This window comes from Streptomyces albidochromogenes (assembly GCF_005981925.1).
Lineage (GTDB): Bacteria > Actinomycetota > Actinomycetes > Streptomycetales > Streptomycetaceae > Streptomyces > Streptomyces albidochromogenes.
In genome coordinates this window covers 1-9,503 of record NZ_VBVX01000264.1, presented here as the reverse complement: position 1 = coordinate 9,503, position 9,503 = coordinate 1, and the positions used below count along the sequence as shown (strand labels likewise).

Annotated in this window: 11 protein-coding genes and 1 pseudogene; 7 read left to right on the top strand and 5 right to left on the bottom strand. The window is 72.4% G+C overall.

What is annotated here, in order from left to right:
- Positions 1-289: pseudogene (locus tag E2E34_RS26525) on the top strand (hypothetical protein); the annotation flags it as partial.
- Positions 290-378: 89 nt separating this feature from the next.
- Here the strand turns inward: E2E34_RS26525 and E2E34_RS26520 are convergent.
- Positions 379-852, bottom strand: coding sequence for a nitroreductase family deazaflavin-dependent oxidoreductase (locus E2E34_RS26520; RefSeq protein WP_244316127.1), 474 nt, complete (start codon positions 850-852; stop codon positions 379-381).
- A 129-nt stretch (positions 853-981) separates the two neighbouring features.
- Between E2E34_RS26520 and E2E34_RS26515 the strand changes: the two genes are divergently transcribed.
- The 4 genes from E2E34_RS26515 (at position 982) to E2E34_RS26500 (ending at position 3,110) form a co-directional block, all read left to right on the top strand.
- On the top strand, positions 982-1,485 hold the full coding sequence (locus E2E34_RS26515; RefSeq protein ID WP_138904440.1) for a DinB family protein: 504 nt from the start codon (positions 982-984) through the stop codon (positions 1,483-1,485).
- Between the two features lie 90 nt (positions 1,486-1,575).
- Complete coding sequence (locus E2E34_RS26510; RefSeq protein WP_138904439.1) at positions 1,576-2,016, top strand: helix-turn-helix domain-containing protein; 441 nt, start codon at positions 1,576-1,578, stop codon at positions 2,014-2,016.
- A gap of 25 nt (positions 2,017-2,041) precedes the next feature.
- Positions 2,042-2,611, top strand: a complete 570-nt coding sequence (locus tag E2E34_RS26505; RefSeq protein ID WP_138904438.1) for a hypothetical protein — start codon at positions 2,042-2,044, stop codon at positions 2,609-2,611.
- A gap of 157 nt (positions 2,612-2,768) precedes the next feature.
- Complete coding sequence (locus E2E34_RS26500) at positions 2,769-3,110, top strand: DUF2516 family protein (protein ID WP_138904441.1); 342 nt, start codon at positions 2,769-2,771, stop codon at positions 3,108-3,110.
- 77 nt (positions 3,111-3,187) lie between these two features.
- On the opposite strand, the gene E2E34_RS26495 is transcribed toward E2E34_RS26500, so the two are convergent.
- From E2E34_RS26495 to E2E34_RS26485, 3 genes are all read right to left on the bottom strand, one after another.
- Complete coding sequence (locus tag E2E34_RS26495; RefSeq protein ID WP_138904437.1) at positions 3,188-4,537, bottom strand: PP2C family protein-serine/threonine phosphatase; 1,350 nt, start codon at positions 4,535-4,537, stop codon at positions 3,188-3,190.
- A gap of 247 nt (positions 4,538-4,784) precedes the next feature.
- Entirely contained in the window at positions 4,785-5,846 is a 1,062-nt protein-coding gene (locus tag E2E34_RS26490) for a C40 family peptidase (RefSeq protein ID WP_208765348.1), read from the bottom strand.
- Between the two features lie 166 nt (positions 5,847-6,012).
- Positions 6,013-6,819 carry a class I SAM-dependent methyltransferase gene (locus E2E34_RS26485; RefSeq protein WP_138904435.1) on the bottom strand — a complete coding sequence of 269 codons (807 nt, stop codon included), beginning with the start codon at positions 6,817-6,819 and terminating at the stop codon, positions 6,013-6,015.
- 164 nt (positions 6,820-6,983) lie between these two features.
- Here E2E34_RS26485 and mshA point away from each other — a divergent pair, with 164 nt between their 5' ends.
- Positions 6,984-8,330 (top strand): D-inositol-3-phosphate glycosyltransferase, encoded by a 1,347-nt coding sequence (mshA, locus tag E2E34_RS26480; RefSeq protein ID WP_167518394.1) that lies wholly within the window; start codon positions 6,984-6,986, stop codon positions 8,328-8,330.
- A complete protein-coding gene (locus E2E34_RS26475; RefSeq protein WP_138904433.1) occupies positions 8,323-8,808 on the top strand; it encodes a type III secretion system chaperone family protein in 486 nt (161 codons plus the stop codon). Before mshA ends, E2E34_RS26475 begins: the two co-directional genes overlap by 8 nt.
- Positions 8,809-8,862: 54 nt before the next feature.
- Here the strand turns inward: E2E34_RS26475 and E2E34_RS26470 are convergent, their stop codons facing one another.
- Positions 8,863-9,195 (bottom strand): hypothetical protein, encoded by a 333-nt coding sequence (locus E2E34_RS26470; RefSeq protein ID WP_208765347.1) that lies wholly within the window; start codon positions 9,193-9,195, stop codon positions 8,863-8,865.
- Positions 9,196-9,503 lie beyond the last annotated feature (308 nt).

The following is a 9,503-nucleotide window of genomic DNA, read 5'->3' as shown; positions in this document are numbered from 1 at the left end:
CTTCACCGGCCCCCGCCCCTTCCCGGGCCGCGCCGGGCCCGGCGAGGCCAGCGGGCCCGGCGCGGCACGGGAAGGGGCGGGGACCGGTGAAGTGCCCCGGGTGTCCGTGCTGCCGGCCACGCTCGCCAAGGGGCTCGAATACGACCACGTCATCGCCGTGGAACCCGCCGAGATCGCCGCGGCGGAGGACCGGGGCCTGCACCGCCTCTACGTCGTGCTGACGCGGGCGGTCAGCCGCCTCGATGTGCTGCACCGGCTGCCGCTTCCGGCGGAGATGACGCCGGGGTGAGCCGCCGAATGGCGCGAAGTCACCTCTGGGGACACCGATGTGACGGGCGGGCGGGCCGCCGGGCGGCCCGCCCCTCCACGCCCCGCGCGTCAGGCGTCCGTGCGGCGCAGCCGTACCACCGGGATGTCGCGGCTGGTCTTCTTCTGGTAGCTCTCGTACGGCGCGAAGACGTCCACCAGGTGCGGCCACACCCGGGCCTTCTCCTCGGCGGAGAGCGTCTCGGCCAGGGCGGTGAACCGTTCGGTGCCGACCCGCAGGCGCACCCGCGGGTTGTCCTTGATGTTCAGGTACCACAGCGGGTGATCGTCGGAGCCTCCCTTGGAGGCCACCACCAGGTGGTCGTCGCCGTCGCGCCCGTAGATCAGCACGGTGCGGCGGACCGTGCCGGTGCGCCGCCCCACGTAGTCCAGCAGCAGACAGGGCGCGCCCTGCACGGTCGTGCCCCTGGTGCCGCCGGACTCCTCGTACAGCTCGGCCTGCTCGGCCACCCAGCCGGTGGGGCTGAGCCTCACCGCATCGGTGGCGTCGCCACCGCTGTCTGCGCGTGTCACTTGCGCTGTCACGTGTGCTGCTCCTTCTCGCCGTGTCGCTGTCCCGTGGTGGTGCCGGACACCCTCCAGGGTCACCCCTGGCGCCCGCGGTGGCGCAAAATCGCTCGACAACGGGCGTACGGGCCAACAACATTCACCCCGATGACACGAACCGATGTACCTCCCACGCCCGACGAGCGCGCCTCGCTCGCCACCTTCCTCGACTACGTCCGCGCCACCGCCCGCGCCAAGTGCGACGAGGTGTCGCAGGAGGACGCCCGCAGGGCCCCGCTGCCCGGGTCCCCGCTGATGACGCTGTGCGGGCTGATCAGCCACCTCCACTGGGTCGAGTACTACTGGTTCCAGGTGGTGTTCCTCGGCGAGGAGGACGAGGGGCCGTGGACGGACGAGGACCCCGACCGCGAGATGCGCATCGCCGTCGACATCCCGCTGGCCGATCTGCTCTCGGCGTACGAGACCCAGTGCGCCCGCTACCGGAAGCTGGTCGCCGACCACGACCTGGACGCCGAGGCGAAGCGCGCCCGGCGCGACGGGAGCCCGGTCAACCTGCGCTGGATCCTGCTGCACCTCATCGAGGAGACCGCCCGCCACAACGGGCACCTGGACATCCTGCGGGAACTGGCGGACGGCCGCACCGGCTCCTAGCGGCCCGCCCAGACGCCTCCCGGGCGACACGCGAACACTTTTGCAAGCATGCGCTTGCAAAAGTTAGCGCCCATGCCGCACTATCGGGGCATGGCATCACTCAACGTCGGCAATCTCGGCGGCTACCTCCGCGAGCAGCGGCGCAACGCGCAGCTCTCGTTGCGGCAGCTCGCCGACGCCGCCGGGGTGTCCAATCCGTACCTCAGCCAGATCGAGCGCGGCCTGCGCAAGCCGAGCGCGGAGATCCTGCAGCAGCTCGCGAAGGCGCTGCGCATCTCCGCCGAGACGCTGTACGTCCAGGCCGGGATCCTCGACGAGCAGGGGCGCGAGGAGCTGGAGACGCGCGCGGTCATCCTCGCCGACCCGTCGATCAACGAGCGGCAGAAGCAGGTGCTGCTGCAGATCTACGAGTCGTTCCAGAAGGAGAACGCCACGGACGGCGAGACGGACGCCGGACCGGACGCGCGTACGGACGCCCTCGCCGACGCGGCCGGCGGCAGTGATGCAGGCACACCACCACCCTCACAGTGAACTGAGCTCCGGGAGGACCACAGTCATGGCCATCACCGATGACCTGCGCAAGACCCTCACCGACCCGACCCCCCTCTACTTCGCGGCCGGCACCGCGGACCTCGCCGTCCAGCAGGCGAAGAAGGTGCCCGCGCTCATCGAGCAGCTGCGGGCCGAAGCCCCGGCGCGCATCGACGCCGTACGCAACACGGACCCCAAGGCGGTCCAGGAGAAGGTGACCACGCAGGCCAAGGAGGCCCAGGCCACCGTCCAGGCGAAGGTCACCGAGGTGCTCGGCACGCTCGACACCGACTTCAAGAAGCTGACCGAGCAGGCGCAGGACCTGGCCCTGCGGAGCGTGGGCGTGGCCGCCGAGTACGCGGTCAAGGCGCGTGAGGCGTACGAGAAGGTCGCCGAGCACGGCGAGCAGAGCGTCAAGGCGTGGCGCGGCGAGGCGGCCGAGGAGATCAACGAGATCGCCGTCGCCGTCGAGCCCGACCCGGAGCCCCGCAAGGACGAGCCGAAGGCCGCCGAGGCCAAGGCCGCCGCGGCGAAGAAGACCCCGGCGGCGCGCAAGGCTCCGGCGAAGAAGACCTCGCCGGCCGGCGAGAAGTAGCACCAGCGCCGCACGTGACGGCACGTGCGGCGAGTACGGCGACGGCGGCGGCGGCCGGGTCCGTACGGGCATGAGCCGGGCACCTTGTGGGTGTCCGGCTCGTTGTCCGGGTACCTTGGCCGCGAGGCGCTCATCCACTCTCTAGGCGGTGTCCAGCATGTTGCTCTCGGGATTCGGCACTCTGCTGTCGTTGCTCAACCTCGCCATGCTCGTCCTCGCCGTGGTGGCGCTGTTCTTCGCCGCGATGGCCCGGGAGGACGCGTACCGCGCGACCGACAAGCAGACCAAGGTCTTCTGGCTTGTCCTGCTGGGCGTGACGGTCGCCGTGAACCTGTTCGTCCCGATGCTGTTCCTGCAGATCGCCGGACTGGTCGCGACCATCGTCTTCATGGTCGACGTACGGCCCGCGATCAAGCAGGTGTCGGGTGGCGGCGGCGGTGGCCGCAAGGGCGGCAGCAGCAGCGACGGCCCGTACGGGCCGTACAACGGCGGACGCTAGCCCCCGGACGCGCGGCCGGCGCGTCCCGGCCGGGGAGGGGCGGCCCTCAGCCCCGGTCGAGGAGCGACAGCGCCGCGTCAGCCCCGGTCGAGGAGCAGCAGCGCCACGTCGTCGGTCAGCTCGCCGCCGTTGAGGTCGCGTGCCTCGGTGACCGCCGCCTCCAGCAGCGCCTCGCCGCGGAGCCCGGCCGTCAGCTGGCGGTTGATCATGTCGACCATGCCGTCCTGGCCGAGCCGCTGCTTCGACCCGGGCGGGCCGACACGGCCCTCGATCAGGCCGTCCGTGTACATCATCAGGCTCCACGAGCCGCCCAGCTCGACCTGCCGCCGCGACCAGCGGGCGCGGGGCAGCAGACCGAGCGCCGGGCCCCCGTCCTCGTACGGAAGCAGCTGCGCGGCCCGGCCCTGGCGCGCGATCAGCGGTGACGGGTGGCCCGCCAGGCACAGCCCGGCCCGCCGGCCGTCCGGAGCGATGTCGACCGTGCAGAGCGTCGCGAAGATCTCCTCGCTCTCCCGCTCGTGCTCCAGGACCTGCTGGAGCGTGGACAGCAGCTCGTCGCCGCACAGGCCCGCGAACGTCAGGGCGCGCCAGGCGATGCGCAGCTCCACGCCCAGGGCGGCCTCGTCCGGGCCGTGGCCGCAGACATCGCCGATCATCGCGTGGACCGTGCCGTCGGAGGTGCGGACCGTGTCGTAGAAGTCACCGCCGAGCAGGGCGCGCGAGCGCCCGGGCCGGTAGCGGGACGCGAAGCGCAGGTTCGAACCCTCCAGCAGCGGGGTCGGCAGCAGGCCGCGCTCCAGACGGGCGTTCTCCTGCGCGCGCAGCCGCGACTCGGCCAGCTTGTGCTGCGCCCGGTCGGCGCGCTTGCGCTCGACGGCGTACCGGATGGCGCGGCTGAGCTGGCGCCCGTCGAGCTCGTCGCGGAACAGGTAGTCCTGGGCGCCGACGCGCACCGCCTCGGCGGCCAGGTCGGCGTCGGTCTCGGCGGTCAGCGCCAGCACGGCGTGCCGGGGCGCGAGCCGCAGCACGTGCCGCAGGGCCGCCAGCCGGTCCCCGGCCTCGCCGTCGCCGCCCGAGGAGGGCGCGGGCAGGGCGAGGTCGAGCAGGATGCAGTGCACGTCGTCCGTGAGCAGCCGCTCCGCCTCCGTGAGGTTGCGGGCGGTACGGATACGGACACGGGTGCCGGCGGCGTCGAGCAGCGACGGGACGGTGAACGTCCCCGCCGGGTCGTCCTCGATCACCAGCAGGGTGAGATCGGTGCTGTTCGCGGACACGCCGGGGGAGGCCGGGGCGGCCTGGACCGGGGCTGCCACCGGTGCTGCGGCTGCCGCGGTCTGCATGCTGCTCCCGGCCTGCTGTTTCGGCAGGAGAACCTGACCGTGCTCCACGGCCGTGCTCTCACGCTGCCGCGGTACGGGTACGGGCATCGGTTTCGGTTTCCTTCCCACCCCCCGAGGGTGCGGCGGCACGACGATCGACGTTCCGCCAAACGGGGACCATAGCGTCACCCGGCGTCCCAGCGGAATGCCGTGCGCAAAGCCGCCAGGGTCATATGCCGCCTCCCGCAACGCATCCGGCCGTATCGGCGGGGTGCCGGGTCATGACGAACATCACGCCCCGGACCACCCGTACGGCCGCCCGCGACGGCTCGGCCGCCGTCCTGCGGATCCGGTTCTACTTGTCCGGACGGACGACGCCCAGAATCGGCATCGAACCGGCCCCGGCCATCGTCACGTCGCGGCCGGGACGGGGCGCGTGCACCATCGCGCCGTCGCCCACGTACATCCCGATGTGGCTGGCGTCGTCGAAGTAGACGATCAGGTCGCCGGGCCGCATGTCCTTCACGTCGACGCGCGGCAGCTGCTTCCACTGCTCCTGCGACGTCCGCGGGATGACGCGGCCGCCCGCGAGCCACGCCTTGGACGTCAGCCCCGAGCAGTCGAAGGAGCCCGGACCCTCGGCGCCCCACACGTACGGCTTGCCGATCTGCGCCGTCGCGAAGGCCACGGCGGCCTCGCCGCCCTTCGTGGCCCTGCCCGCGGCGTCCCCGAGCGCGCCGGAGTCGAGCCAGGCGGTCTGCGCCCGGTACTCCGCCTCCTGCTCCATCCGCAGAAGCCGCTCGCGCTCCTCTTTCTCCAGCGTCGACTCGAGCTTCTCGGCGGCGGCGATCTGCTTCTTGATCTCCTTCTTCGCCGCTTCCTTCTTCTTGCGGCTCGACTCCAGTCTCTTCCACTGGGCGGTCGCGTCCTTGGTGTACGCCTCCAAGTCGGTCTGCGTCCGGGACAGTTCGCCCAGCAGCCCCTTGGCCGCCTGCTGTCCCTCGCGCAGCCGCCCCGCCCCGTCGAGGAAGTGCCGGGGGTCGCGGCTGAGCATGAGCTTCGCCTCGGGCGGCAGCCCGCCGCTGCGGTACTGGGCGCGCGCCTCGGCGCCGATCCGCCGCTTGAGGTCCTCGATCCGCTGCTGGCCCTCGACGATCTCCTTGGCCAGCTTCACGATCTCGGACGACTGCTTGTCGGCGCGCTCCTCCGCCAGGTTGTACGCGTCGGTGGCCGCCCCGGCCTTGCGGTACAGGGCGTCGATCTCGCTCCGCACCTCCTGGAGCCGCTGCTCGCTGCGCGGCGGACTGGGATCGGCGTACGCCTGTCCCGGCGCGGCGAGCACGGTCAGGGCGCAGACCAGCGCGATCGCGGTCGCGGCGCTGCGACGTCGGTTCACAAGCTCCCCCGGATCCCCCATCACATACCTCGCGCATGTGATTTACCGTCAGTAACATAGGCGCGAAAGGGATGCTGCCATGCCGCCCGTGAAAACGACAGAGGCCCCCGCCCACTGGTTTCTGACGAACAGGCAGCTCGCCGCGTTCCCCACGGCGGCCACTCGTTCGAGAAGGTCCCGAACGGTTTCAGCCGGTGCGCGGCCGGAGAGCGGCCCACTTCACGGTGACTTCACCCTGCCGCCACCGCCGCTCCCCGTCCGCCAGCGGCCAGTCGGCCGCGAGGTCGCGCACGGACTTGATCCAGCGCTGCCGGGCGCCGAGTGAGGCGTACGGAGCCGCCGCCGCCCAGGCCCGGTCGAAGTCCCGCAGGAAGGCGTGCACCGCCTCGCCGGGCACATTGCGGTGGATGAGCGCCTTCGGCAGCCGCTCCGCGAGGTCGGAAGGCCGCTCCAGCGACCCCAGCCGGGTCGCGAACGTGACGGTCCGCGGCCCCTCCGCCCCCAGCGCGACCCACACGTGCCGCCGGCCGATCTCGTCGCACGTCCCCTCGACCAGCAGACCGCCGGGCGCCAGCCGCCCGCACAGCCGGTCCCAGACCGCCGCGACCTCCCCCTCGTCGTACTGGCGCAGCACGTTCGCCGCCCGGATCAGGGCGGGCCGGCGGCTGTCGGGCAGCGGCACCTCGAAGCCGCCGTGCCGGAAGGCGAGACCGTCGCGCTCGTACGGCTTCGCGGCCGCGACCCGGGCCGGTTCGATCTCGATGCCCACGACCTCGGCGGCGGGCGCGGCGGTGCGCAGCCGCCCGAGCAGCTCGACGGCGGTCCAGGGCGCGGCCCCGTACCCGAGGTCGACCGCGACCGGGTCCGCGCTGCGGCGCAGCTCGGGGCCGTGCGCGGCGGCGATCCAGCGGTCCATGCGGCGCAGCCGGTTCGGATTGGTGGTCCCGCGGGTGACGGCGCCGACGGGGCGCGAAGGGGACGTGCGGGAGGCCATGAAGCGAGGGTAAGCGCCCGCACGGCCCCGTAAAGGTTGAGGCAGCTGAAGTAATGATTTGGCAAAACGGAAATGGGAGGGGGCCATTCCGCTGTTTGGGCTCTACGGAGGGCCGTGACCGCGCTCTCCCTGCGCCATGCCCCGAGCGAGGAGGAACCGTCGACGTGAGCCAGTACGTCTCCCGACTCGCCGGCACACTGGCGGCGCCGCCCCGCCTCCGGCTGCCCGGCGGCCACCACCGCAAGCCGCGCCGGATCGCCATGCTCAGCGTCCACACCTCCCCGCTGCACCAGCCGGGCACGGGCGACGCGGGCGGCATGAACGTCTACATCGTCGAACTCGCCAAGCGCCTCGCCGCCATCAACATCGAGGTCGAGATCTTCACCCGGGCGACCACCGGCGGCCTGCCGCCCCGCGTCGAGCTGTCCCCCGGCGTCCTGGTGCGCCACATCGACGCGGGCCCCTACGAGGGCCTCGCCAAGGAGGAGCTGCCCGCGCAGCTCTGCGCCTTCACGCACGGCGTGATGCAGGCCTGGGCCGGCCAGCGCCCCGGCTACTACGACCTCGTGCACTCCCACTACTGGCTCTCCGGACACGTCGGCTGGCTCGCCGCCGAACGCTGGGGCGCCCCCCTCGTCCACGCCATGCACACCATGGCCAAGGTCAAGAACGCCGCACTCGCCGAGGGCGACACTCCCGAACCGGCCGCGCGCGTCATCGGCGAGACGCAGATCGTGCGGGCGGCGGACCGCCTCATCGCCAACACGGCGGAGGAGGCGGACGAACTGGCCCGCTTCTACGAGGCCGACCCCGCCAGGACCGCCGTCGTACACCCCGGCGTGAACCTCGACCGCTTCCGCCCGGCCGACGGCCGCGCCGCCGCACGCGAGCGCCTCGGCCTTCCGCAGGACGCGTTCATCCCGCTCTTCGCGGGCCGCATCCAGCCGCTCAAGGCCCCCGACATCCTGCTGCGCGCGGTCGCCGTACTGCTCGACGAGGACCCGTCGCTGCGCGCGAGGATCGTGGTGCCGGTCGTCGGCGGACCGAGCGGCAGCGGCCTCGCCAAGCCCGAGGGCCTCCAGAAGCTCGCCGCCCGGCTGGGCATCGCCGACGTCGTACGCTTCCGCCCGCCCGTCGGCCAGGACCGCCTGGCGGACTGGTTCCGGGCGGCCTCGGCGCTCGTCATGCCCTCGTACAGCGAATCGTTCGGCCTGGTCGCCATAGAGGCGCAGGCGTCCGGCACCCCGGTGGTCGCCGCGTCGGTCGGCGGCCTGCCGGTAGCGGTACGCGACGGGCGGACCGGCATCCTCGTCGAGGGCCACGACCCGGCCGGATACGCCCGCGCGCTGCGGCGCCTCATCGACGAGCCGGGCCTGGCCGACACCATGGGCGCGGCGGCCGCCCGGCACGCCCAGGGCTTCGGCTGGGACACCGCCGCGTCGGCCACGGCCGACGTCTACACGGCCGCGATGCACGAACACCGCCGTCGCGTACGCTCGCACCATGGCTGACGCGCAGCAGGTCATCGAGAAGACGCTGAAGGAAGCGGAGCTCGACTGGGAGAGCCCCGAGCCCGGCTCGTACGTGGTGACACTCCCCGGCACCCGCAAGCTGTCCACGACATGCTCACTGAAGGTCGGCCGGCACTCCCTGTCCGTCAACGCCTTCGTCATCCGCCATCCCGACGAGAACGACGCGGCGGTGCACCGCTGGCTGCTGGAGCGCAACCTGCGCCTGTACGGCGTGAGTTACGCGATCGACAGCCTCGGCGACATCTACCTGGCCGGCAAGCTGCCCCTGTCGGCGGTGACCCCGGACGAACTCGACCGCCTGCTCGGCAGCGTCCTGGAGGCGGCGGACGGCAGCTTCAACACCCTGCTGGAACTGGGCTTCGCGAGCGCGATCCGCAAGGAGTACGCGTGGCGGGTGTCGCGGGGCGAATCGACCAGGAACCTCGAAGCGTTCACGCACCTGACCCGGCCCCACTGACAGAACGGCCCCGCCTCCCGAGGGAGACGGGGCCGGACGCGGCGAGGGGACGCCTCAGTCCTCGTCGTTGTAGCCGTCGCGCCCGTTGTCGTGGTCGCGCCCGTTGTCACCGTTGTCGTCGTGGTGGTCGCGCCCACAGGAGTGGGACGCCTCCATCTCGGTGATGCCGTACGGGCCGCCGACGTTGGACAGGTAGAAGTCGCCGCTCTGGTTGTCGCAGCCGTAGCGGTCGGACTCGAAGGGGCTGTCGCTGTAGTGGCCGCCACCGAAGGGGCCGCCGTCGGAGGGGCCACCGTCGAAGTCCATGGCGGTGGCAGCGGCGGGCGCGGCTGCCATGAAGCCGGCGGCGGTGATGCCGGCGAGGGTGATCGCGACGCGACGAAGCATGTTTCGCTCTCCTGTACGTACGTGACGGGTGGGGCCTGACGGGGACTGACTTCACCTCACCCCCCGCGCACATGACGGCGGCACACGCCAACGGTCATCCGGACGGGGGAGACCGCTGCCTCCGATCGGTCGCACCAGCCGACCCGTGGCCGAGCAACGCCGCCCCCGCCCACGATCACCGCTGCCGGGAGGGGCCGTGCCGGGGTGCTCCCCGCAGGGCGTTGAACGCAATCACCGTGACGCTTCCCGACCTGCCCGAACGTTCGACGCCCGAGGAGACGCCCCGGCGCGGCACCGCCCCCAACGCC